This is a genomic window from Azonexus sp. R2A61 (assembly GCF_021401135.1).
Lineage (GTDB): Bacteria > Pseudomonadota > Gammaproteobacteria > Burkholderiales > Rhodocyclaceae > Azonexus.
This window is the reverse complement of the sequence record NZ_JACBFO010000004.1, coordinates 149611-172779: the sequence shown is the minus strand read 5'-3', so window position 1 is coordinate 172779 and position 23169 is coordinate 149611. Positions and strand designations below refer to the sequence as shown.

The following is a 23169-nucleotide window of genomic DNA, read 5'->3' as shown; positions in this document are numbered from 1 at the left end:
CGCGAAGACGCCGCCAGTATATGCCGCTGGCGCCCGAAGGAAGCGCCTCAAAGCGCCGGATCGAAGCAATGCAGGCGATCCTGCAGCGTAAAGTAGACAGCGGTCTTCGACGGCAGCGGATCGCCGGCGAACAGCGCGGCGTAACGCGCCAGTTGCGGCCGGAAGGCCTCGGCCCGTGCAGCCAGTTCGTCGTCCGCCGCACGCACCGTCTTGTAGTCGACGATCCAGCGCACGCCGTCGACGACGAAAACGCGGTCGATCACATGGTTGACCGCAAGATCGCCGTCGCGACTGGTCCACGCCTGCTCCGCATCGTGCGCTTCGTGGGCGGCCAGCAGCCAGCGACCGGTCGGGGAATTCAGCGTGCGTTCGAGCGCGGCCACCGCCTCGCCGGCACCGGCGGCCGCGGCGTCCTCGTCATGGCCGCGCTGGTGCAGCCAGCGTTGCCAATGGGCCTGCAGGGCGCCGATGCGGCTCGCCGGCCAGTCTTCCAGTCCCTGGCGGGCGATCAGTTCGAGGCAGCGATGGACCAGCGTGCCGACCGAGGCTTCGAGCGAAACCGCAGCGTCCGCCTCGTCGAGCGCCTGTACCGCGTTGGCGATGCCGCATTCGTCGGGCGGCTCGCGCAGCGCCGCCGGCACGGCCGCCTGGCGCCGACGCCACAAGGGCGCATCGAAGGCGGCCGGGTCGATCGGCAGCGCCGGCGACGGGCTGCGGTCGACCGTCGCAGCAGCCGAAAAATCGCCGGCCACGCTCGGCCACAACAGCTTCAGGAAACTGCCGGCGCGCGGTGCGGCAACGCCGTCCTCGCGCTTTTCCGACGGCGCCGCCGCGCCAATCAGGTGCAGCCGGCGGATCGCCCGGGTCGCCGCGACGTAGAGCAGGCGCTCGGTCTCGTGCGCGGCGCGCGCCGCTTCCAGGCGGCGCAGGTAGTCATAGGCCGTCGCTCCGTCGGCGGCTTCGCCGCGGGCTCGCAGCGGGGCGACCAGCAGGCGTTCCTCGCCGTCGTCGCCGAGCACTTCGTCCCACAGCAGCAGGGCGCTGTCGTTGTTGCCGGTATCGCGGTGCAGGCCGGGCACGATGACGGTTTCGAATTCCAGGCCCTTGGCTTTGTGGATGGTCATCATCTGCACCGCGTCGCCGAGCGGATCGGGCGGGGCAAACAGTTCGCCGGCTTCGGCAGCCAGCGTATCGGCAGTCAGCCGGCGGGCTGCGGTCAACCGGTCGATCAGCGCAAAAAAGGCGTCGACGTCGGCCATTTCGCTGACGTCGACCAGGCAGTGCGGACCACCGAGCATCAGCCAGACGCCTTCCAGCCAGCGCCGCGGCGGCTGCCGGTCGCGCTCGGCGAAGGCCAGCGCGAATACGGCGCGCAGATGCCGCAGGCGCTGCCGGCCGTCGTCGGTCAGCGCGGCCAGGCGCGCTTCGTCGTGCATCAGCTGCCAGACCGTGCGCCGGCGGTCGCTGCCGGCCAGCGCATGCAGATCGGCCAGCGTCAGCCCGCACCACGGCGCGCGCAGCACGGCCAGCCAATGCACGCGGTCGGCGCGATGAACCAGCGCGCGATACAGCGCGAGCAGATCCTGCACATGCTGGCGCTCGGCCAGGCCTTCGATGTCCACTGCCTGGAAGCGCAGTGCCGGCGCCTGTCGGCGCAAGGCGGCGACGAGCGCGTCGAGGTGGCGACGAGCACGGACCAGGACGGCGATCCGGCCGGCCGGATCGGTCCGCCGCGCCTCCTGGATCAGGGCCAGCGCACAGGCCGCTTCGGCCTCGGCTGGATCGCCGTCGACGACCAGCGGATGCACGAGGACGGCGCTGTCGGCGTGGGCCGGCCGGGTGGCGATCGATTCGGCGTAGCGCACGGCGCCGGCCGCCGGATCGTCGGCTGCCGGGAAAACCGTCGGAAAAACGGCGTTGACCCAGTCGACGACGGCCGGGTGCGAGCGGTTGTTGCGGTACAGCCGCAGATGTTCGAGCGCCAGGTCGCCGATGCCGCGCTCGCGCACCTTCAGGAACAAGCCGACGTCGGCCTTGCGGAAGCGGTAGATCGACTGCATCGGATCGCCGACCACGAACAGCGTCCGGCCGTCGCCCGGCATCCAGCCGCGCATCAGGCGTTCGAGCAGGTCGACCTGGGTCGGGCTGGTGTCCTGGAATTCGTCGACCAGCAGGTGACGGATGCGGTAATCGAGCGCCTGCGCCAGGTCGGTCGGCGCATCGTCGTCGCCCAGCGCCAGCCCGGCCCGCGCCGCGATCTCGATGAAATCGACCTCGCCGCTTTCCTGGAAGACCAGCCACAACTGGCCGGCCGCCAGCCGCAGCAGACGGGCGAAATCCTCGACCGTCGCCCATTCGGCATCGGCCAGCCGCGGCGCCGGCAGATCGAGCAGCGCGCCCAGCGCCGCGGCCAGCCCGGGCACCTCGGCCAGTTCGCCGAGCAGCGCCAGCATGGCCTGTTTCTGGTCGGCAAATTCCTTGCCGGCGGGAAACCCGACATTCTTGGTCAGCGCCTTGCGGAAATTGCCGTCGCCGGTCAGCAACAGCCCGGCCAGCGCTCGCCAGCCCGGCAGGTCGTCGGCACGGGCGACGAAGGCTGCGGTCCACTCGCCCAGCGCATCGAAAACCCCGGGCGCATTGGCGGCGGCAAAGCGGGCCAGCGGCATCAGCCGTGCCTGCGTGCCAACGCCCAGCCGGTCGACGACGGTGCGCAGGTCGCGCTCGACCAGCGCGTTGAAACCGGCATCGACCTCGGCGCGCAGACTGCCGCCGTCGAGCCGTGCCGCCTGCGCCAGCCACTGGTCGCGGCGGCCGAGCATGGCCACCAGCAAACGCGTCAGCCGGCCGGCATCGTTGTCCATGAAGGCCAGCGCACGGGCGACGACATCGGCGTCGGGCGTGTCGCCCTCGACCATCTCGAGCGTCCGCCGGGCGGCGTTGGCGTAGTGGCTGTCGGCATCGTCGGCCACCCCGGGCTGGGCGCCGAAGCGCGACAGGAAGGGCATCTGCCGAGCCAGGCCGGCACACAGCGCGTCGAGCGTGGTCACCCGCAGCCGGCCGGGATGCTGGCGCAGGCCCCAGCCGAGTTCGGCGTCGCGCGCCAGCACCGCCGTCGCCCAGTCGCGGGTCAGTGCCTTGTGCGGCGCCAGGTCGGCCGGCGCCGGCTGCGCGGCGGCGTCGAGCGCTCCGAGGATGCGGTCGCGCATCTCGGTCGCCGCCTTGTTGGTGAAGGTCAGCGCCAGCACTTCCTCGGGGTGATCGACGGTGGCCAGCAAGCGCAGCACGCGCTGGGTCAGCAGTTCGGTCTTGCCGGCCCCGGCCGGCGCTTCGACGATGAAGGAGGCGAGATCGAGCGCCCGCGCCCGGGCGGTTTTGTCGTCATCCAGCCGGTCGACCGCAGGACGCATCATGCTTGCCCTCCCGCCGCCCGTTGCGCGGCCGCCAGCAAACGCTGCCGCTCGCTCAGGCGCAGCAAGGGCAGGACTTCGCAATAACGCAGGTCGCCGGGATCGGCGAAACGTACGCCGGCGACGCCCCGCCGCACCTCGTCGGCAACGTTGTGCAGCGCCTGCCGCCAGTGCGTGACAACGCTGTTCCAGTCGGGAAATGCCTCGACCGGAAAGACTTTCTGTTTGGCGTCGCCCAGCCCGGCGACGCCGGGCAGCAGATCGCCGTCGGCGGCAACGCCGGTGAATGCCGGTTTGTCCATCAACACCTTGGCGAAGGCGACACCGACCACCGCCGCGTCCCCGTCGGCGCCGAGCAGGGCGGCATAGATCGGCAACTGCGGTTCGGTCAGCCGGGCCTGCGCCCAGTTCTTCGTATCGATCGCCGCCCCGGTCTTGTAATCGAGGATCAGCCGGCGACCGTCGGCCAGCCGGTCGATGCGGTCGACCACCATATTGACGCGGATTCCCTCGATGTCGACGCTCGCCTGTTCCTCGCAGGCCTGCACCGTAAACGGCTGCGGCCGGGCCGCCTCGACGGCCAGCCAGCGCAACAGCAGGCGCTGCAGGCGAGCGGCTTCGAGCGTGCGAAAACGCGCCGGCAGATTGGTCCGCTGCGCCGCTTCGAAGGCGGCCAGCGCGGCGGCGATGGCGCGGTCGACGGTGGCCGTCAGCGAAATTTCATCGAGTGCAGCCAGCCCGTCGGCGCCGCCGACTTCGCGCCAGAAAGCCTCCAGCGCACCATGCACCAGCGTGCCGCGGGCCGCCGGGTCGAGGCCTTCGACCGGCGTTTCCATCGCCTCGGCGCCGAGGCGGAACTGGTAGAAGGCCCAGGCCGGACAGATCGCCTGCGCCCGCAGCAGCCAGCTGCCGCCACGCACCGTTTCGCCCGGGTTATCGCCCAACGTCACCGGCGGTGCCTGCGCATCGTCGAGGGCGACGCAATCGGGCGCACCGGCCAGCCGGTCGGCCAGCGTTTCGACCGCCGGATCGCAGGCGACCGCAGCCGGCAGCCCAAGCAGCAAGGGGCTGGGCCGCAGCAGCCGGTTGCCGTCGGCGCGGGCATAGGAAAAGTGCACTTCCGGCGCGGCGCGCGACAGTCGTGCCTGCACGCGCCGCACAAAATCCAGCTCGACCTCGGCGCTGGCATGCGCCGATCCCGCCGCACGCTGGGCATCGACCGGCAGCAGCGGATTCGGGCGCGGCGGCGGCGGCCAGCGGTCGTCGTTCATGCCCATCACCCACAGGCCGTCAAACGCCAGGCCGGCGCTTTCGAGCACGCCGAGCACCTGGATATGCGGCCGGCCGCGGGTTTCCGGCTGGAACACGCGGCGCCGGCACAGCTCGCGCAGCCGGGCCAGCGCCGCCGCCGCGCCGAGCCGGCCGAGCAAGGGATCGAAACGGCCGAAACCGGCGAGCAGTTCGAGGAAAGCCTGGTGGGCCTGGTATTCGTGGCTGGACAGGGCCCGCTCGCCGGGCCAGCCGAAGGCGGCCAGCGCCCGCCGGAAGGTGCGCGCCCAGCCGCCGGGCAATTGACTGCGCGGCGCCTCGGCCAGGACCGCCAGACCGTCGGCCAGGGCGGCCAGGGTGTGCCGACAGGCGAGGTCTTCGCCGGCCAGTCGCTCGGCATGTCGCGGCACGGCCAGCGGCGCGACGAACCACGGCAGATCGCGGCGGATCGCCGCATCGAGCCGGGCCCGGCCATCCGCCTCGGCACCGCTCCCCGCCCAGAATCCCGCCAGCAGCAAGGCCGACAGCCGCGGCTGTTCGATCCGCTGATGGCCGCCACCGAGCGCCAGCAGGTCGAGCCCGAGGGCAACCAGCGGTTGCTCGGCCAGCGGGCGGCCGAGCGAGATGTTGAAATCGCGCAGGCTGCCGGCGCCGTCCGGACGGATCGCCGCCGGGTGCAGCGCATCGTCGAGCAAGGCCGCCAGCCGATCACGCACGCCGGCCAGATCGGGCGCGACGATGGCCAGCCGGACCGCCGGATCGACCGCCCGGCGGCGCAGCACCCAGTCGACCGCGGCGCGACATTCGGCCGCCGCATCCGGGCAGGCGAAAACCTGCCCGTCGCTGCGGTCGACCGCAGAAAAGACCGAATATTCGACGCGGCAACCGCGCCCGGCCAGCGCCTCGGCCAGTCGCCGCTCGGCCGGCGTCGGCCGGTCGAAGCCGGCGAACACGACGACCGCGGGCAGGGCGAACGCCCCGGCCGCAATCGCGTCGACCAGTTGCGCCTGCACCCCGGCCGTATCGAGCCAGCCGCCTTTCGCGCAACGCCGCTCGAACTCGGCTTGCCAGCCGGCGAAGCGCCGGGCCTCGTCGCTCGCCAGACTGCCGCGGGCAACCGCCGACAGCCCCCAGGCCCGGCACAAACCATGCGCTTCCATCGCCGAGGCGGCCAGTCCCGGCAAATCGAACAGTGCGGCACCGTCGACCGCAGCAGCCGCCAGATCGTCGGCAATCACCTGCTCCCAGAGCAGGCGCTCGGCATCGGCATCGAGCGCCTGCGGCAGGATCGGCCGGCCGACCACCAGCGCCTCATCGGCCAGCGCCGCCAGCCATTGGCCGACGCTCAGCGCCTGCCGCGTGCGCGCGACGGCGACGCCGTCCGGCAACTCGCCGCGCAGCGTCTGCGCCAACCGGCTGGTCGCGCACAGGGTGAGGGTTGAATCGGCCATGGAATCGAACTGAACCTGACGTGGAAAACGCGCCGCACAAAAACAAAAGCCCTGCCGGAGCAGGGCTTTTCACGGCATCGGCGTAGCTTACTTGGTGCCGATGACTTCGATGTCGACGCGACGATCCGGTTGCAGGCAGTCGATCAGGGCCTTGGTCTTGGCATTGCCCTTGCACTTGTCGCCGGTCACCGGCTGGGTCTTGCCCTTGCCTTCGGTGTAGACGCGGTTGGCTTCGATGCCCTTGGCGACCAGGTATTCCTTGACCGCGGCGGCGCGCTTCTCGGACAGCTTCTGGTTGTAGGCGGCACCGCCGATGCGGTCGGTGTGGCCGACGGCCAGGATCACTTCCAGCTTGATGGCGTTGGCCTTGGAGACCAGCTCGTCGAGCTTGGCCTTGCCTTCCGGACGCAGCACGGCCTTGTTGAAGTCGAACAGGGCATCGGCGGCGACGGTGATCTTCTCACCGGTCGGCTTCGGACCGGCGACGGCCGGCGCGTTCGGCGCGGCGGCGACTTGCTTGGCTTCGCAGGCTTCCTTCGGCAGCAGGTCCTTGTCGCACTCGCAACCGGCCTTGTCGGCGGCGGCAGCGGCCGGGGTCCAGTAGCCATCGCGCCAGCACAGGCCAAAGCCCGACTTGGCGACGACATCGCGCTGGTCGATCACATAAACGCGTTCCTGAGCGACGGCGGAGAAGCCGACGCCGGCGAGCAGCGCAACAGCCAGAGTTTGCTTGAAGAGCTTCTTCATGATGGAAATCCTTTTCAATGTCCGGGAGGTTGTAGTTATCGGAACGCCATTCTATTACGAATCGGCAACGCTCGACACGATCGCTCAAGGGAACTTGCGGCGTCCTGCGCTACCATACGTCATCCATCACTGACGGTCGCCGGACGACCACCGCCCGATGTCAAGGACCCACGCCCTACGCCGCCTATGGAACCGACTCTTCCGCCGCCCGACGGTGGACGAGGCCGCCGTGCATGCCGCACTCGAGGCTTTCCGCCGCCCCGAGGCCGACACGCTGGAGCTGCTCGGCCGCCTGATGGGCACGCTGCGCCCGGCACATCGTACCGACGACCAGACCAACACCCGCTACCTGGCCATGCTCGAACGCCTGGAGCGCGACGGCGAACTGAGTGCGGCCTTCCGCCACCACGTCGTGCAGTTCATCAGCAGCCGCCGGCTGATCACCTTCTTCACCGACAGCGGCATCCTGCCCGGCACCGGCTTCTTCTCGGAATGGTGGCGCATCCTCGGCAGCCGGATCCTGCCGGAAGTGCCGGACGAACGCCGGCTCAAGGACTGCCTGCAGATCGTCTTCGACCGGCGCGAGGACTGGCGCTGGCTGGAAGCCATTCCGCCCGAACTGTCGAAGCGCTTCTGGTCGCTGCTGGCGCCACCGGAAGATTTCCGCGAGCTCGACCGGCGCGGCGTGCAGGAACAGATGCTCGACGCCGTGCTGCTGCTGTCGCACCGGGTCAGCGGCCTCGGCGTCGACGGCGAATTGCTGCGCGCCTCGCCGAACCTCGACGACGACCTGCCTCGTTTCATCGCCCTGTCGGCCGAAGCCCTGGATTTCGTCGCCAGCTTCCGCCGCTGCCTGGACGACAATCAGGCCTGCGCCGACGACGGCAGCCAGTTGCTGGTCATCGTCGACCAATGCCAGGACACGCTGCTGCGCATTCGCAAACGGGCGATGACGGTCGGCACCAGCCTGCATCTGTCCTACCTGCTGCGACGCAGCGAACAGAGCCTGCAGCGGCTGGCCAAGCTGGTGCACATCCTGACCGCCGGCCTGCGCCAGATCACCCACGAGGAAGCAATCGACGGCTGGGCGGAGTTCGCCCGCACCGCCTTTCTCGCCGAAAACCGCCGGCACAGCCTGCGCCATTACCTGGCCCAGCTGTCCGACGTGCTGGCCGTGCGGGTCACCGAAAATGCGGCCCGTTCCGGCGAACACTACATCTGCGAAACGCGCGACGACTATCGCGGCATGTGGCGCTCGGCCGCCGGCGCCGGCGTGCTGATCGGCGTCATGGCACTGCTCAAGATCAAGGTCGCCGCACTGCATGCGCCGCTGTTCGTCGAAGCCTTCCTGTTCAGCATGATCTACGGCCTGGGCTTCGTGATCATCTTCCTGCTCGGCTTCACGGTCGCCACCAAGCAGCCGGCGATGACCGCGCAGACGCTGGCCGGCCTGCTCGGCGACCTCAAGCCGAACCGCAACGCCGATCTCGAGCGCATCGCCGACGTTGCCGCCGCGGTCAGCCGCAGCCAGCTGGCCGCCATCGGCGGCAACGTGCTGGTCGCCCTGCCGGTCGCCCTGCTGATCAGCCTGGCCTACGCCTGGAGCACCGGCAGCACCATCGTCGACGCCGGCAAGGCCGCCCACCTGATGGGTGATCTCGACGTCCTCTCATGGGCCGTGCCGCATGCGGCGATCGCCGGCTTCTACCTGTTCCTGTCCGGCCTGATCAGCGGCTACTTCGACAACCAGGCGGCCTACTCGGCGATCGGTCCGCGCATCGGCCGGCTGCGCTGGCTGCAGCGCCTGGCCGGCGGTGCCAGGGCGGTCCGCATCGGCCGCTACATCGAGAATCACCTCGGCGGCATCATGGGAAATTTCCTGTTCGGCTGCATGCTGGGTTCGACCGGCATGATCGGCATGCTGCTCGGCCTGCCGCTGGACATCCGCCACATCGCCTTCTCGTCGGCCAACCTCGGTTACGCCCTCGGCGGGGCCAGTTTCTCGATGGCCTGGCAGGCCTTCCTGCTCGGCGTGCTCGGCGTTGCCGCGATCGGCCTGACCAATCTGGCGGTCAGTTTCGCCCTGGCCTTGCGCACCGCGCTCGGCGCGCGGCGCATCGAATTCGCGCACTGGGGCAAGCTGCTGCGCGCCATCGGCCGCCGCTTGCGCGAACAGCCGCGCAGCTTCGTGATGCCGCCGTCACGCACCAGGATCGCCAACGAGGCCTGACGGAGCCCACTTGCGTCAACGGCTGCTTTTCCTGCTGATCTGTGCCGCGCTGCCGCTGTCGGCCGGCGCGCTGGAGCTCGATGCGCCGGCCGACATCGAGCGCCTGCTCGAGCCGCATCTGCCGGACGAGGACGGCACGCCGCGCCGTCTGCAAGGGCTGATCGACGACATCCTGGCCACCGAAGGCTATTTTTCGCCGAACTACAACTTTTCCGGCGGCGACGAGGCGCCACTGCGCCTGAAACTCGATCCCGGCCCGCGCACGCACATCGCCAGCGTCGATCTTGCGGTCGACGGCCCGGTCGACGAAAAAACCCGCCAGGCATTGCTCGACGGCTGGCTGCTGCCGGTCGGCAAACCCTTCCGCCAGGAAGACTGGAACGATGCCAAACAGCAGATCCTGGCCGACCTGCTGGCCGTCGAACACCCCGACGCGCGCCTGGCCGACAGCCAGGCGGAAATCGATGTCGACACGCGGCGGGCCGCGCTGCGCGCCCACTACGATGCCGGGGCGCGCTACCGTTTCGGCGAATTGCGCGTCACCGGACTGCAGCGCTACCCGGCCTCGCTGGTCGAACGTTACAACCGCAGCGCCCGGGCCGGCGAGGCCTATCGCGTCGACCGGCTGAACGAGCTGCAGACCGCCCTGCAGGCGTCGCCCTATTTTTCGTCGGTACGCGCCAGCCTCGACCGCACGGCGCCGGAAACGCTGCCCGACGGCAGCGTCAGCGCGCCGGTCCTGGTCGACGTCAGCGAACGGCCGGCCCACCGTGTCGGTTTCGGGGTCGGCGCCAGCTCGAACACCGGGGCACGCGTCGAAGCCAGCTACCACACGCCCGACCTGTTCAACCAGGCCTGGGCGCTCGACAGCGGCCTGCGCCTGGAGCAGAAGAAAAACACGCTGTACGGCGACGTCTTCCTGCCGCCCGACGACAAGAACCGCCGGCACAGCGTCGGCGGCATGGTCGAAACCACCGACATCCAGGGGCTGCGCACCGAGCGCTACGCGGTCGGCGCGCAAAGCGTGCAGATGCGCGGCAGCATCGAACAGCGCCTGTCGCTGAACTGGCAGACGGAAACGCGCCACCCGGACGGCGCCGCACCGGTGCTCAGCCGTGCGCTGGTGCCCAACGTGATGTGGATCTGGCGCAAGGTAGACAACCCGCTCGATCCGCGGCGCGGCCTGGTCGCCCAGTTCCAGGTCGGCGGCGGCGCCAAGGCGGCGCTGTCCGACCAGAATTTCGTCCGCGTGCACAGCCGCAGCCAGGTCTGGCTGCCGCTCGGCGCGCGCGACACCCTGAGCCTGCGGGCCGAAGCCGGCTACACGGTGGCCGATTCGCGCCAGCACATTCCGCAGGACTACCTGTTCCGTGCCGGCGGCACCGGCAGCGTGCGCGGTTACGCCTACCAGAGCCTGGGGGTCAAGGAAGGCGACGCCACCGTCGGCGGCCGCTACCTGGCCACGCTGTCCGCCGAGGCCACGCACTGGCTGAGCCAGGACTGGGGCGTCGCCGCCTTCGTCGATGCCGGCGATGCCGTCGATTCGTTGCAGGATGTCCGGCTGGCCGTCGGCTACGGCCTGGGCGCCCGCTGGAAGAGCCCGGCCGGTCCGCTCGGCGTCGATCTCGCGTATGGCGAGCGCGACCGCCAGGTGCAACTGCATTTCTCGCTGGCCATCCCGTTCTGACATGCGTCGTACCTTCACCGTCTTCCTGCTGATTCTCGCTTTAACCGTCGCGCTGCTCGGCTGGCTGGCCGGCACTACCGGCGGCCTGCGCGCCCTGCTCGGCCTGGCCGGCACGCTGAGCGGCGAACGCCTGAGCGCCACCGTCGGCGACGGCTCGCTGCTCGGCCCGCTGCACCTGACACGCCTGGACTGGCGGGACGACACGCTGAACGTCGGCGTCGACGAACTTGCGGTCGACTGGTCACCGAGCGAGCTTTTTGCCGGCAATTTGCGCGTCGACCGCATCAGCGCCGGACGGCTGGCCATCCGCAGCACGCCGAGCGACGAACCGGCGGTGCTGCCGACCGACCTGCGCCTGCCGTTGCGCGTCGCGCTGGCCGAACTGACGATCGGCGAACTGCAGATCGACGCCTTGCCGGCGGTGCACGACATCGCGCTGGCGCTGCACAGCGACGGCCGGCAGCACCGGATCGACGGACTGCGCCTGACGAGCGAGCGGATCGCCCTGAATGGCCGGCTGGCGCTCGACGGCGCGGCGCCCTTCGGGCTCGACGGCCACGTCGAACTGAGCGGCCGACTCGCCGACCAACCCTTGTCGCTGGCCGGCGAACTGAGCGGCGAACTGGCTGCGGTCGACCTCGTCGCGCAGGCAAAAACCGGCCTCGACGGCCACCTCACCGCCCGCCTGACACCGTTTGCCGCCACCCCGTTCGCCCACGCCGAGATCGACCTGCGCGGCGTCGCCCCGGCCCGCTGGCTGGCCGATGCGCCGGTCGCCGAGCTGAGTCTGAACGCCCGCCTGCAACCGGCCGGACAGGGCATCGCCGGCGACTTCCGGCTGGAAAATCGCCGGGCCGGGCCGGTCGACCGCGAGCGCCTGCCGCTCGAGATGCTGAGCGGCGAGATCGACTGGCAAGCCGACGGCGCCCGCATCGACCGGCTGCAGGCCCGTCTGCCCGGCGGCGGCACACTGACCGGCAACGCCCGCTGGCAGGAGCAAACGCTGAACATGACGCTACGCGCCGAGCGCGTCGATGCCGCCCGGCTGGTCGCGGCGCTCGTGCCGAGCCGGCTGAGCGGGGCGCTCGAACTGCGCGCCGGTGCGCAAGGCCAGTCGGTGCGGGCCGAGCTGAGCGATCCGCGCCTGCGCCTGGCGCTCGACGCCGAACGCTCGGCCGACGGTCGTATCGCCGCCCGGCGCATCGAATTGCAGGCCGGCGACGCCCGTCTGCAGGCCAGCGGCGAACTGGCCGCGGATGCCGGACAAGCCTTCCGGCTGAACGGCGAACTCGCTCGTTTCGATCCGTCGCGCTTTGCCAAGGTCCCGGCCGCGCTGATCAACGCCCGCTTCTCGGCCGCCGGCCGGCTGGCGCCGAAACCGACCATCGACGCCGAATTCGTCCTGCGCGACAGCCAGCTGGCCGGCCAGGCATTGCGCGGCCAGGGCAAGGCTTCGATCGCCTGGCCGGCGATTCCGGCCTTCGAGCTGGCGCTCGACGCCGGCGCCAACCAATTGCGCGGCCAGGGCAACTGGGGCGGCAAGGACGGCCGCCTGAGCCTGCGCATCGATGCCCCGCAACTCGCGCCCTACGGCCTGGAAGGCGGGCTGAGCGGGCAACTGCAACTGGTCGGCACGAGCCAGGCCGCAAGCCTCGACCTGGAACTGCACGCCGACCATCTCGGCCAACCGGGCGCCTGGCGGATCGAAGGGCTGGCGGCAAAAGCCGTCGCCGGTCTGAGCCCCGACGCACCGCTGCGCATCAATCTCGCGCTGAACCGGCTGGCCGCCGCCGACGACTGGCTGGCGCGCAGCATCACGCTCAAGGGCGAAGGCACGACCGCCGCCCACCGGCTGCAGCTCGACGGCCAACTGCCCGGCCCGCAACGCCTGCAACTGGCCGCCCGCGGCGGTCTGCGCGATGCCGGCTGGCGGGGCAGCCTCGAAACGCTGAACCTGCTCGGCGACGACCGCGAAACCGCCACCCGCAACCTGCGCCTGAGCGCCCCCGCGGCACTGACGCTGAATGCCAGCGGCGGCAGCCTGGAAGCCCGCCTGCGCGGCGATCCGCTGGACTGGCAGGCCGACCTGAAAGCCAGCGCCGAGGCGACGCAGCTGAACGTCGAGGTACACGCGCAGGGCTCGCGCATCGGCCGCGTCGACGCGCAACTGCGCGCACCGCTGTCGGCGCCGTGGCAACTGGCCGGCGACGCCCCCTGGCAAGGCGGACTGCGGGCCGACATCCCCGATCTAGGCTGGCTCGGCGAACTGATCGGCGAAGGCTGGCGCAGCGAAGGCCAACTGCGGGCCGACCTGACGCTGGCCGGCACCCCGGCCCGGCCCGCCCTGAACGGTCCCATCCAGGGCGAACGACTGGCCCTGCGCCTGGCGGAACAAGGCATGCAACTGGTCGACGGCAAGCTGGCCGCACGTTTCGCCACCGATCGGCTGTACGTCGACACCCTGCGTTTCAGCAGCCTGCTGAGCAAGCCGCCGCGCGCACTGCGCAACGCCCTCGGCGAGCAGGCCGCCGCTTTCGACAAGCCAGGCAGCGTCGAGATTTCCGGCGAAATTGCCGTTGCTACCCCGGTCGACCGCAAGAATGGCGGCGAACGCGCCGCGCTCGACGTCCGCCTCGACCGTTTCGGCCCGTGGCAGCTGCCCGAACAATGGCTCGCCGTCTCCGGCAAGGGGCGCGTCGACTGGCAGGACGGCGGGCTCGGCGTGCGCGGCCAGTTCATGGCCGATGCCGGCTACTGGCAACTGGCGCCGGGCGGAGCGCCGCGCCTGTCGGAGGACGTGACGATCAAGCGGCCCGGCCGGACGGCGCCGCCGACCCCGCGCACCCGACTCGAACTGGACGTCGAAACCGACCTCGGGCGACGCTTCCTGTTTTCCGGCGCCGGGCTGAGCAGCCGCCTGACCGGCAAGGTCCGCCTGACCGCCAGCGGCTACGACCTGCCCAAGGCGAGCGGCACGATCCAGGTACGCGACGGCCGCTTCGACGCCTACGGCCAGAAACTGGAAATCGAACGCGGCATCCTCAGCTTCGACGGTCTGCTCGACGATCCTCGGCTGGACGTGCTGGCGGTGCGCAAGGGATTGTCCGTCGAACCCGGCGTCCGGGTTTCCGGGACGGCCAGGCGCCCGGTCGTCCGGCTGGTCTCCGACCCCGAACTGCCGGATGCCGAAAAGATCGCCTGGCTGGTACTCGGTCACGGCTCCGAAAACATGAGCGCCGGCGATGCCGGCGTGCTGCTGTCGGCGGCCGGCGGCCTGCTCGGCAACGATTCCGGCGGCGTCGTGCAGCAGATCCGCGACACCTTCGGCTTCGACGAACTGGGCGTCCGCCAGGGCTCGCTGAACGGCAGCAGCCGCACACCGACCAGCCGCATCGCCGGCGGCGGCAGTACGGTCAACTCGGCCAGCGACCAGATTTTCACGGTCGGCAAACGCCTGTCGTCGAACACCACGCTCTCCTACGAACAGGTGCTGGGCCGCGCCGAGGGCGTCGTCAAGCTGAGCGTCGCGCTGACCCGGCAGTTGTCGGTGGTCGGCCGCGCCGGCAGCGACAACGCGCTCGACCTGCTGTACACCATCACCCTCGGTCAGCCGGAACGGCGCAAACGGAATCCGCCAGGCAATCGCTGAGCGGCCAGACGCCACCGCCCGTCACCCGGGGGCATATGCCGCTGGAAAAGCTGCGATAATCCGCCGACTTGGACAAGGCGTCACAACGATGGACGACTGCAACGCGCCTCCGGGCGACGATGGACTGGCCGACGAGAACCTCCAGCTACGGACGATTCTGGACCGGCTCGAAACCCATATCTTCACGAAGGACCAGGCCGGTCGCTACACCTACGCCAACGACCTGGTCTGCCGCCTGTTCGGCCAGCCGCTGGAAAACATCCTCGGCCGTACCGATGCCGATTTCTTCGACCTCGACAAATCGCGCGACCTGATCGAACTTGACCGCCGGGTCATGACCAGCGGCCTGGCGACCAGCGGCGAAGAGGAAAACGTCGTCGCCGACAGCGGCGAAACCCGCCATTACTGGGTCGTCAAGCAACCCATCTTCGATCACGACGGCCGGGTCGTCGGACTGTCCGGCATCTCCACCGACATCACCGAACGCAAGCGGACCGAGCAGCAGGTCATCGACAGCGAGCGACGTCTGCAGGAACTGCTGTCGGTGATCCGCGAAGGCATGTGGCACTGGCACGTGCCGAGCGGCCAGGTGCTGCACAACCGCTACTGGTACCAATTGCTCGGCGCTGTCGACGGCGGCATCCCGGACACCATCGACGCCTTCTCGCAGCACATCCACCCGGACGACCGTCCCGCCGTCTTCCAGCGGATCGACGATCTGATGCAGGGGCGGACCGCCGACTACTACTCCGAACACCGGCTGATCTGCGACGATGGCCGGCACATCTGGGTCCAGGATCGCGGCAACATCGTCGAACGCGACGCAGCCGGCAAGCCGCTGCGGGTCATCGGCAGCTTCACCGACATCACCGAACGCAAGCGGGCCGAAGCCGAAGTGGAACAATACCGGCTGCATCTCGAAGAACTGGTTGCCGAGCGGACCGTCGAACTGCTCTCGGCCAAAGCCGCCGCGGAAGCCGCCAGCGTTGCCAAGACGGCCTTCCTGGCCAACATGAGCCACGAGATCCGCACGCCGCTGAATGCCATCACCGGCATGGCCCACCTGATCCGTCGCGGCGGGCTCAGCGGCCGCCAGGCGGAACAGCTCGACAAGCTCGAATCCGCCGGCCACCACCTGCTCGACATCATCAACGCCATCCTCGACCTGTCGAAGATCGAAGCCGGCAAGTTCGAGCTGGCCCGCCAGGACATCTCGATCGATGCCCTGGCCGCCAATGTCTCGTCGATGCTGCACAGCCGCCTGCAGGCCAAGGGCCTGCACCTGGACATCGCCATCGAGCCGCGCGGCATGCATGTCGTCGGCGATCCGACCCGCCTGCAGCAGGCCTTGCTCAACTACGCGACGAACGCCGTCAAATTCACCGAACGCGGCAGCATCCGCCTGCACATCCGGCAGCTTGCCGACGACGGGAAAACCCGCCTGTTGCGTTTCGAGGTCAGCGACACCGGCATCGGCATCGATGCGGCAATCCTGCCCCGCCTGTTCTCGGCCTTCGAGCAGGCCGACAATTCGACGACGCGCCGTTACGGCGGCACCGGGCTCGGGCTGGCGATCACCCGCAAGCTGGTCGAACTGATGGACGGCGAAGTCGGCGCGGAAAGCACGCCCGGCGTCGGCAGCACCTTCTGGTTTACCGCCCGGCTCGACCGGCCGCTGAGCGACGCCCATCCGCCCGGCCAGCGCGCCGCAAACGACGCCGAAGCGCAACTGCTGGCCCACCATCGCGGCCGGCGCGTGCTGGTCGTCGAGGACGAACCGATCAACGGCGAAATCACCTGCAGCCTGCTCGAGGATGTCGGCCTGCAACCGGACATCGCCGGCGACGGCCTGCAGGCCATTGCCTGCCTCGAACACCAGGCCTACGACCTTGTCCTGATGGACATGCAGATGCCGCACATGGACGGTCTGGAAGCCACCCGGCACATCCGGTTGCGCCCCGACTGCGCGACCCTGCCGATTCTGGCGATGACCGCCAACGCCTTTGCCGAAGACCGGCAGCGCTGCCTGGAAGCCGGCATGAACGACTTCATCGCCAAGCCGGTCCGACCGGAAGTCCTCTACGAAACCCTGAATCGCTGGCTACCGGGCTGAACGGACAAGCCCTCCGGAACCCCCGCCGCGGCCTCGCCGGCTGGTAGAATCGCGCTTTTCGACGTTCCCGAAACCCCGTTCGCCATGTCCAACGAGCACGCCCCCGCCGCCAACTTCATCAAGAACATCGTCGAGGCCGATCTGGCCGCCGGCAAACACGCCCAGCGTCGCTGGGCCGGCGCCCCGGGCACCGCTGCCGACCACGCCGCGGCGCCGCTTGACCCGGCGAAGATTCGCACCCGTTTCCCGCCCGAGCCGAACGGCTACCTGCACTTCGGCCACGCCAAATCGATCCTGCTCAACTTCGGTCTGGCCGAGGAATTCGCTGGCCGCTGCCACATGCGCTTCGACGACACCAATCCCGAAAAGGAAGAGCAGGAGTACGTCGATTCCATCCTCGATGCCGTCAAATGGCTGGGCTGCTCGTGGGACAAGGACGGCGAAAGCAATCTCTACTACGCATCGAACTATTTCGACTGGATGGTCCAGTTCGCCGAGTACCTGATCTCGGCCGGCCACGCCTACGTCGACAGCCAGTCGGCCGAGGAAATGCGCGCCAACCGCGGCACGCTCACCCAGCCGGGCAAGGATTCGCCGTTCCGCAACCGCTCGGTCGCCGAGAACATGGACCTGTTCAAGCGCATGCAGGCCGGCGAATTCGCCGACGGCACGCACATCCTGCGGGCCAGGATCGACATGGCTTCGCGCAACATCAACCTGCGCGACCCGGCGATTTACCGGATCCGCCACGCCACGCACCACAATACCGGCGACAAGTGGTGCGTCTATCCGATGTACACCTTCGCGCACCCGATCGAGGACGCCCTGGAGTGCATCACGCATTCGTTGTGCACGCTCGAATTCGAGGACCAGCGCCCGTTCTACGACTGGCTGCTCGAGCGCCTCGCCGAAGGCGGCCTGCTGCAGCGCCCGCTGCCGCAACAGATCGAATTCTCGCGCCTCAACCTGACCTACGTCGTCCTCTCCAAGCGCAAGCTGATCCAGCTGGTCGAGGAAAAACACGTCGGCGGCTGGGACGATCCGCGCATGCCGACCCTGGTCGGCGCCCGCCGGCGCGGCTACTCGCCCGAGGGCTTCAAGCTGTTCGCCGAGCGCATCGGCATCTCCAAGTCCGATTCGCTGATCGACTATGTCGTCTTCGAGGATGCCCAGCGCGAGGTCATGAACGAAGCCGACCAACGCCGCGTTGCCGTGCTCGATCCGCTCAAGCTGATCATCGACAACTACCCCGAAGGCCAGTTCGAGGACTGCCACGCGCCCAACCATCCACTCAAGCCGGAGCTCGGCCAGCGCATCATGCCCTTCGGTCGCGAACTGTGGATCGAGGGCGAGGACTTCCAGGAAGTCCCGGAAAAGGGTTTCCGCCGACTCTTCCCGGGCAACAAGGCGCGCCTCAAGTACGGTTACATCGTCGAATGCACGGGCTGCGACAAGGACGAGAACGGCAAGGTCGTTGCCGTCCACTGCACCTACCTGCCCGATACCAAGTCCGGCACGCCGGGCGCCGACAGCGTCAAGGTCAAGGGCAACCTGCACTGGGTTTCGGTTGCCCACGCCTGCGCCGCCGAAATCCGCCTGTACGACCGCCTGTTTGCCGTGGCCGCCCCGGGCGGCCGGCGCGAGGGCGATGCGCCGGAACTCGAACGCGACTTCCTCGACGATCTCAACCCGAACTCCGTCCGCGTCATCGCCGCCCAGCTCGAACCCTCGCTGAAAGACGTCCCGCCCGAACAGCGCTTCCAGTTCGAACGGCACGGTTATTTCGTCGCCGACCGCGTGGACTCGCGCCCGGGCGCGCCGGTTTTCAACCGTGCCGTGACGCTCAAGGATTCGTGGGGCAAGGGTAGCTGAGATGGCCGACAGCTGGGGTTGTCCGCACGAGGTCGCTGACCGCTGCACGAAGATCAACGATCTGCCGTGCAACCCCGGCATGAAGGGCTGCGAACTGGCCGGCCGCTACCGCTTCGCCGACGCGAGCAAGAACGAGCGCTACTGGGAAAAGAAGGCGCGCGAGCAGGCCGCCGCCCAACGGACGACCGGCAGCGACTGATGCCGCTCGACGTCGAACGCCTCGGCCAGGTCTTCACCCCGCCCAGCGTGGTCGAGTTCATGCTCGGCCTGTGCCGCAATCGTGGCCGCGTGCTCGAGCCGTCGGCCGGCGACGGCGCCTTCTACAACGCCCTGCGCCAGCAAGGCCGCGAGCTCACCGGGGTCGAAATCGACCGCCGCGTCGCGCCGGCCGGCGCCCGCGTCATGGATTTCTTTGCCCTGCCCGAGAGCGAGCGCTTCGCCACCATCGTCGGCAACCCGCCCTACGTGCGCTACCAGGATATTGCGGTCAACACCCGGAAACGGCTGAAATCGCCACTTTTCGACAAGCGCAGCAACCTCTTCCTGTTCTTCATCGAGAAGTGCATCCGCCACCTCGAACCGGGCGGCGAACTGGTCTTCATCGTGCCGCGCGAGTTCATCAAGCTGACCTCGGCCCGGAAACTCAACGCCTGGCTGTTCACCCAGGGCAGCATCACGCATTTCTTCGAGACCGGCGACGTCCGCGTCTTCGCCGGGGCGACACCGAACTGCTGCATCTTCCGCTTCGAGAAGGGCCGTTTCGAACGGCGCATGGACGACGGCCGGACCTTCACCGAAGTTGACGGTCAACTGATGTTTCTGCGCGAAAACCACAGCGTGCGCCTGGCCGACCTGTTCGAGGTGCGCGTCGGCGGCGTTTCCGGCGCCGACCCGGTATTCCGCCACCCCGAGGGCAACCTCGATTTCGTCTGCTCGAAGACCGCCGACACCGGCGAGACGCGGCGCATGATCTACGGCATTGAGCACCCGGCGCTGCTGCCGCACAAGCAACGCCTGCTCGCCCGCCGCGTGCGCAAGTTCGACGAGGACAACTGGTGGCACTGGGGCCGCCATTTCCCGGTCAACGACGACCCGCGCATCTACGTCAACGGCCGCACGCGCAAGCCCGAACCCTTTTTCCTGCACGACTGCCCCAACTTCGACGGCGCCATCCTGGCGCTGTTTCCGAAGAACCGCCGGATGCGCCGGCGCGACCTGATCGAGTGCACGATGATGCTCAACCACGAAGTCGACTGGCAGCAACTCGGCTTCGTCTGCGACGGCCGCTTCCTGTTCACCCAGCGCAGCCTGCAGACCTGCCTGCTGCCCGACAAGTTTTCCCGCTATCTGCCGAAGGACGAAACATGACCTTTACCGACCAACTCGCCGCCGCCTGGCAGGACAACGACTCGCTGCTCTGCGTCGGCCTCGATCCGGACCCGGCGAAATTCCCGGCGCACCTCAAGGGTCGCGATGACGCGATCTTCGAATTCTGCGCGGCCATCGTCGACGCCACCGCCGACCTCGTCTGTTCGTTCAAGCCGCAGATCGCCTACTTCGCCGCCCGCCGTGCCGAAGACCAGCTGGAAGCGCTGATCGCCCACATCCACGAAAAGCACCCGGGCATCCCGGTGATTCTCGACGCCAAGCGCGGTGACATCGGCTCGACCGCCGAGCAGTACGCCGTCGAGGCCTTCGAGCGCTTCCGCGCCGATGCGGTCACGGTCAACCCCTACATGGGCCGCGATTCGGTCGAGCCCTACCTGGCCTTTCCCGACAAGGGCGTGATCCTGCTCTGCCGGACCTCGAATCCGGGCGGTTCGGACCTGCAGTTCCTCGAAGCGAATGGTGAAAAAGTGTACGAACACGTCGCCCGCCTGGCCGCCGAAAAGTGGAACACGAGCGGCCAGATCGGGCTCGTCGTCGGCGCCACCTTCCCGGCCGAAATCGCCCGCGTGCGCGCCATCACCGGCGACATGCCACTGCTCGTGCCGGGCATCGGCGCCCAGGGCGGCGACGTCGAAGCCACGGTCAACGCGGGCAAAACGGCAAAAACCACCGGCTTGATGATCAATTCCTCGCGTGCCATCCTCTACGCCGGCCACGGCGAGGACTTTGCCGACGCCGCGCGCCGTGCCGCCGAACGGACACGCGCCGAAATCAACCTGTACCGCTGAGGAACCGCATCATGCGCATGGACGACTACCGGGAAAGCGACAACGTCGAGGACCGCCGCGGCAGCGGCGGTGGCGGCGGCCTGCGTCTGGGCGGCGGCCGGCTGAGCCTGGGCACCATCGCCATCGCCCTGGTCGCCAGCTATTTTCTCGGCATCAACCCGTTGACCGTGCTCAGCATGCTGTCCGGCGGCGGCATGCCGGCCGTCGAGCAGCAGGCACCGGCCAAGGCACCGCCGGCCAACGACGAGACCGCGATGTTCGTCTCCAAAGTGCTGGCCTCGACCGAAGACACCTGGAACCAGGCATTCCGCGAGATGGGCAAGCAGTACCGCGAACCCAAGCTGGTGCTGTTCTCCGGCGTCACGCCGACCGCCTGCGGCACCGGCCAGTCGGCGATGGGGCCGTTCTACTGCCCGGGCGACCAGAAGGTGTACATCGACCTGAGCTTCTTCCGTGAATTGAAAGACCGTTTCAAGGCGCCCGGCGAATTCGCCCAGGCCTACGTCGTCGCGCACGAAGTCGGCCACCACGTGCAGAACCTGCTCGGCATTTCCGAACAGGTGCAACGCGCCCGTCAGCGCGCCGGCGAAGCCGAAGGCAACGCGCTGTCGGTCCGCCTCGAACTGCAGGCCGACTGCCTGGCCGGCGTCTGGGGCAAGCGTACCGACAGCATGGCCAAGGTGCTCGACCCAGGCGACCTGGAGGCCGCACTGACCGCCGCCACGGCGATCGGCGACGACCGCCTGCAGCAGGAAGCGCAAGGCCGCATCGTCCCGGAAAGCTTCACCCACGGCAGCTCGGCACAGCGCGTGCGCTGGTTCCGGCGCGGCTTCGACAGCGGTGATTTCAACCAGTGCAATACCTTCAAGGCAGCACAACTGTAAGCCGGTGAGCGAACCTGCGGTCGACACCCCGGTGACGAAGAAAACGCCGCGCTGGCGGCGTTGGCTCGTCGAAATCCTGATCTTCGCCGGCCTGTTCCTGGCCTTTCAGGCCTGGCAACTGCGCGATGCCACGCGCGGCCCGGCGCCGACCTTCGTCGCCGATTACGTCGACGGCACACCGTTCGACTTCGCCGCCTGGCGCGCCGAACATCCCGGGCGGGCCGTCCTGCTCTATTTCTGGGCCGACTGGTGCCCGATCTGCAAGACCACCGCCGGCAGCGTCGGCAACGTCGCCGGCGACTGGCCGGTGACCGGCATCGCCACGCAAAGCGGCGACGCCGCCGCGGTCGCCGCCTTCATGACCGAAAAGGGCTATCGCTGGCCCAACCTCGCCGACCCCGACGGTCGCCTGATGCAACGCTACGGCTTGCCTGGCACGCCGGCTTTCGTCATCGTCGCGCCGAACGGGACGATCCGTTTCGTGGCGGTCGGCTACACCAGCGAGATTGGCCTGCGCCTGCGACTGTGGTGGACGGAACGCACATGAAACAAACGATGTTTGCCCGGCGATGCGCCGGCCTGATTTTTTGCTGCTGGCTCACGTCGACCGCAGCCCTGGCACTGCCAACCCACTCGGCGGTGCCCGGCGGCGTCGCCGTGGTCGATCTCGGCCCGGCCTCGGCGCCACGACCGCAGGCCTTCTGGGACGACCGACCGCTGGCGGTGATCGGCGACAAGGGCCGCTGGTTCGCGCTGCTCGGCATCCCGCTCGACGCCCTGCCGGTGCCGTTGCAAATCCGTATTGAAACGGCGTCGACCGCCACTACGGTCGACGTGCCGATCGGCACCAAAACCTATCCGGAACAGCGGCTGACGATCAAGGAAACGCGCAAGGTCGAGCCATCGCCCGAGGATCTGGCGCGGATCGAACGCGAGCAGACGCATACAGCCGCCATCAAGCGCCGTTTTTCGAGCCCGGTGCCGGACACCGCCTTCGCCCGCCCGGCCGACGGTCGGCTGTCGTCGCGCTTCGGCCTGCGCCGCATCTTCAACGGCCTGCCGCGCAACCCGCACGGCGGTCTCGATTTCGCCGCCCCGAGCGGTGCCCCGGTACGCGCGCCGGCGGCCGGTACGGTGGTCGACACCGGCGACTACTTTTTCAACGGCAACACCGTCTTCATCGACCACGGCCAGGGCCTGATCAGCGCCTACATGCACCTGTCGCGCATCGACGTGAAGCGCGGCCAGCACATCGAGCGCGGCACCCCGCTCGGCGCGGTCGGCGCCACCGGCCGGGCAACCGGCCCGCACCTGCACTGGACAGTGATCCTCAACGACACGCCGGTCGATCCGCTGCTCTTCCTGGCGCGCTGAGCCCATGCCGGTGATCCACCTGCATCGCGCCGCCCCGGCCAAACCGGCGGCGGGCGAAGCCTGCAACGGCTGCGGCGTGTGCTGCGCCCTCGAAACTTGTCCGCTCGCCCGGCTGCGCTTCCTGCGCCGCCGCGGCCCGTGCCCGGCCTTGCGCTGGCAGACCGACGAAGGCCGTTACCGTTGCGACCTGCTGGCCGATCCCGGACGCTGGCTGCCGCTGCCGGCCGCCCTCGGTCGCCGCCTGGTCGGTCGCTGGATCGCCGCCGGCAGCGGTTGCGATTGCGATTTCGAACCCGACGCCGGCTAGCT

The 23169-nt window shown here is 69.0% G+C and carries 15 protein-coding genes; 12 read left to right on the top strand and 3 right to left on the bottom strand.

Going from position 1 to position 23169, the window contains the following annotated elements; genetic code table 11:
* Window positions 1-47: 47 nt before the first annotated feature.
* The 3 genes from L0962_RS14185 to L0962_RS14175 all read right to left on the bottom strand — a co-directional run bounded on the left by L0962_RS14185 (window position 48) and on the right by L0962_RS14175 (window position 6877).
* Complete coding sequence (locus L0962_RS14185) at window positions 48-3410, bottom strand: UvrD-helicase domain-containing protein (RefSeq protein WP_234087106.1); 3363 nt, start codon at window positions 3408-3410, stop codon at window positions 48-50.
* Window positions 3407-6127 (bottom strand): PD-(D/E)XK nuclease family protein, encoded by a 2721-nt coding sequence (locus L0962_RS14180; RefSeq protein WP_234087105.1) that lies wholly within the window; start codon window positions 6125-6127, stop codon window positions 3407-3409. Before L0962_RS14180 ends, L0962_RS14185 begins: the two co-directional genes overlap by 4 nt.
* A gap of 87 nt (window positions 6128-6214) precedes the next feature.
* Window positions 6215-6877, bottom strand: a complete 663-nt coding sequence (locus L0962_RS14175; protein ID WP_234087349.1) for an OmpA family protein — start codon at window positions 6875-6877, stop codon at window positions 6215-6217.
* 226 nt (window positions 6878-7103) lie between these two features.
* Between L0962_RS14175 and L0962_RS14170 the strand changes: the two genes are divergently transcribed.
* The 12 genes from L0962_RS14170 (at window position 7104) to L0962_RS14115 (ending at window position 23167) form a co-directional block, all read left to right on the top strand.
* On the top strand, window positions 7104-9104 hold the full coding sequence (locus tag L0962_RS14170) for a site-specific recombinase (protein ID WP_234087104.1): 2001 nt from the start codon (window positions 7104-7106) through the stop codon (window positions 9102-9104).
* 10 nt (window positions 9105-9114) lie between these two features.
* The gene (locus L0962_RS14165) at window positions 9115-10791 is read left to right on the top strand and encodes an autotransporter assembly complex family protein (RefSeq protein ID WP_234087103.1); all 1677 of its coding nucleotides are present in this window, start codon (window positions 9115-9117) and stop codon (window positions 10789-10791) included.
* Between the two features lies 1 nt (window position 10792).
* Window positions 10793-14440 carry a translocation/assembly module TamB domain-containing protein gene (locus tag L0962_RS14160; RefSeq protein WP_234087102.1) on the top strand — a complete coding sequence of 1216 codons (3648 nt, stop codon included), beginning with the start codon at window positions 10793-10795 and terminating at the stop codon, window positions 14438-14440.
* Between the two features lie 88 nt (window positions 14441-14528).
* Window positions 14529-16553 (top strand): PAS domain-containing hybrid sensor histidine kinase/response regulator, encoded by a 2025-nt coding sequence (locus tag L0962_RS14155; RefSeq protein ID WP_234087101.1) that lies wholly within the window; start codon window positions 14529-14531, stop codon window positions 16551-16553.
* An 84-nt stretch (window positions 16554-16637) separates the two neighbouring features.
* A complete protein-coding gene (locus L0962_RS14150; protein WP_234087100.1) occupies window positions 16638-18425 on the top strand; it encodes a glutamine--tRNA ligase/YqeY domain fusion protein in 1788 nt (595 codons plus the stop codon).
* Window position 18426: 1 nt separating this feature from the next.
* Window positions 18427-18624: a hypothetical protein gene (locus tag L0962_RS14145; RefSeq protein ID WP_234087099.1), complete on the top strand. Its 198-nt coding sequence runs from the start codon at window positions 18427-18429 to the stop codon at window positions 18622-18624.
* The gene (locus tag L0962_RS14140; protein ID WP_234087098.1) at window positions 18624-19793 is read left to right on the top strand and encodes a class I SAM-dependent methyltransferase; all 1170 of its coding nucleotides are present in this window, start codon (window positions 18624-18626) and stop codon (window positions 19791-19793) included. Before L0962_RS14145 ends, L0962_RS14140 begins: the two co-directional genes overlap by 1 nt.
* A complete protein-coding gene (gene pyrF, locus L0962_RS14135) occupies window positions 19790-20602 on the top strand; it encodes an orotidine-5'-phosphate decarboxylase (protein ID WP_234087097.1) in 813 nt (270 codons plus the stop codon). The genes L0962_RS14140 and pyrF overlap by 4 nt, the downstream gene beginning before the upstream one ends.
* 11 nt (window positions 20603-20613) lie before the next feature.
* Window positions 20614-21486 (top strand): neutral zinc metallopeptidase, encoded by an 873-nt coding sequence (locus L0962_RS14130; protein ID WP_234087096.1) that lies wholly within the window; start codon window positions 20614-20616, stop codon window positions 21484-21486.
* A gap of 4 nt (window positions 21487-21490) precedes the next feature.
* Complete coding sequence (locus L0962_RS14125) at window positions 21491-22033, top strand: protein disulfide oxidoreductase (protein WP_234087095.1); 543 nt, start codon at window positions 21491-21493, stop codon at window positions 22031-22033.
* The gene (locus tag L0962_RS14120) at window positions 22030-22860 is read left to right on the top strand and encodes a peptidoglycan DD-metalloendopeptidase family protein (RefSeq protein ID WP_234087094.1); all 831 of its coding nucleotides are present in this window, start codon (window positions 22030-22032) and stop codon (window positions 22858-22860) included. The genes L0962_RS14125 and L0962_RS14120 overlap by 4 nt, the downstream gene beginning before the upstream one ends.
* A 4-nt stretch (window positions 22861-22864) precedes the next feature.
* Window positions 22865-23167: a hypothetical protein gene (locus L0962_RS14115; RefSeq protein WP_234087093.1), complete on the top strand. Its 303-nt coding sequence runs from the start codon at window positions 22865-22867 to the stop codon at window positions 23165-23167.
* Window positions 23168-23169: the final 2 nt, after the last annotated feature.

What these genes read in the sequence shown, in the direction of transcription:
- L0962_RS14180 (WP_234087105.1), bottom strand. Translation starts at nt 6,127, where the DNA reads ATGGCCGATTCAACCCTCACCCTGTGCGCGACCAGCCGGTTGGCGCAG.
- L0962_RS14130 (WP_234087096.1), top strand. Translation starts at nt 20,614, where the DNA reads ATGCGCATGGACGACTACCGGGAAAGCGACAACGTCGAGGACCGCCGC.
- L0962_RS14185 (WP_234087106.1), bottom strand. Translation starts at nt 3,410, where the DNA reads ATGATGCGTCCTGCGGTCGACCGGCTGGATGACGACAAAACCGCCCGG.
- L0962_RS14145 (WP_234087099.1), top strand. Translation starts at nt 18,427, where the DNA reads ATGGCCGACAGCTGGGGTTGTCCGCACGAGGTCGCTGACCGCTGCACG.
- L0962_RS14115 (WP_234087093.1), top strand. Translation starts at nt 22,865, where the DNA reads ATGCCGGTGATCCACCTGCATCGCGCCGCCCCGGCCAAACCGGCGGCG.
- L0962_RS14150 (WP_234087100.1), top strand. Translation starts at nt 16,638, where the DNA reads ATGTCCAACGAGCACGCCCCCGCCGCCAACTTCATCAAGAACATCGTC.
- L0962_RS14140 (WP_234087098.1), top strand. Translation starts at nt 18,624, where the DNA reads ATGCCGCTCGACGTCGAACGCCTCGGCCAGGTCTTCACCCCGCCCAGC.
- L0962_RS14120 (WP_234087094.1), top strand. Translation starts at nt 22,030, where the DNA reads ATGAAACAAACGATGTTTGCCCGGCGATGCGCCGGCCTGATTTTTTGC.
- pyrF (WP_234087097.1), top strand. Translation starts at nt 19,790, where the DNA reads ATGACCTTTACCGACCAACTCGCCGCCGCCTGGCAGGACAACGACTCG.
- L0962_RS14160 (WP_234087102.1), top strand. Translation starts at nt 10,793, where the DNA reads ATGCGTCGTACCTTCACCGTCTTCCTGCTGATTCTCGCTTTAACCGTC.
- L0962_RS14155 (WP_234087101.1), top strand. Translation starts at nt 14,529, where the DNA reads ATGGACGACTGCAACGCGCCTCCGGGCGACGATGGACTGGCCGACGAG.